Source organism: Monashia sp. HAY1-5C, from assembly GCF_056755255.1.
This window is the reverse complement of record NZ_JBPGXG010000274.1, coordinates 1-949: the sequence shown is the minus strand read 5'-3', so window position 1 is coordinate 949 and position 949 is coordinate 1. Positions and strand designations below refer to the sequence as shown.

The following is a 949-nucleotide window of genomic DNA, read 5'->3' as shown; positions in this document are numbered from 1 at the left end:
GTTGGTGAACCCGGCGAACAGCGGCGTCGCGAACAGCAGCAGCATGATCGTGCCGTGCATGGTGAACAGCTGGTTGAACTGCTCGGGGTTGTCGACGACCTGCAGGCCCGGCGCCCAGAGCTCGGCCCGGATGAGCAGGGCCATGATCCCGCCGAGCAGGAAGAAGACGAACGAGGTGATGAAGTAGAGGTTGCCGATGACCTTGTGGTCGGTCGTCGTGACCCACTTGACGAAGGTCTGGCCCTTGAGGCGCGGGCGCGCGGCCGAGGTCGAGAGGCGGGCCTCACGGTTCAGCGTGGCGGAGGTCATTGGTTGCTCCCAGTCCGAGCGGGTGCGGGAATCTTGTCGGCGTCGGCGGGCACCATCTGCTCACGGCTCGCGTCGACGGGCACGAGGCCCTTCTGGCCGAGCTGGGCCAGGCGCGCCATCTCCTGGTCGTACTCCTGCTGGGGAACGACCTTGACCATGAACAGCATCTGCGAGTGGTAGGCGCCGCAGAGCTCGGCGCACTTGCCCTGGAACTCACCGGTCTGCGTCGGTGTCAGCTGGAACTTGTTCGTCTTGCCCGGGAGCATGTCCATCTTCATCATGAACGAGGGCACCCAGAAGCTGTGGATGACGTCGCGGGCGTTGAGCACGAACTCGACCCGCTTGTTCACCGGCAGGTAGAGGACCGGCATCTGGGCCCGCTTGCCCGTCGTGCCGTCGAGCGGGACGTGCACGCCGCTCTCGTGGACGTCGGAGTCGACGTAGTTGAAGTCCCAGCTCCACTGCTTGGCGACGACGCTGATGGTGACGTCGGGCTTCCGGCTCGTCGTGTCGACGAGGGCGGCCTCGTCACGGGCCGTGTAGTAGAAGAACACCGCGACCATGAACACCGGGATGACGGTGTAGAGCAGCTCCATCGGGACGTTGTAGCGCAGCTGCACCGGAAGGGACTCGTCGCCCT

The 949-nt window shown here is 65.2% G+C and carries 2 protein-coding genes; both read right to left on the bottom strand.

Annotation, left to right across the window (positions count from 1 at the left end; all coding sequences use genetic code 11):
• Nucleotides 1-309 (bottom strand): cbb3-type cytochrome c oxidase subunit I (locus ACR9ZK_RS21615; RefSeq protein ID WP_481344018.1); only part of this gene is annotated, 309 nt, incomplete at its 3' end.
• On the bottom strand, nucleotides 306-949 hold a 644-nt coding region (ctaC, locus tag ACR9ZK_RS21610), incomplete at its 5' end, for an aa3-type cytochrome oxidase subunit II (protein ID WP_481344017.1). The genes ACR9ZK_RS21615 and ctaC, both read right to left, overlap by 4 nt.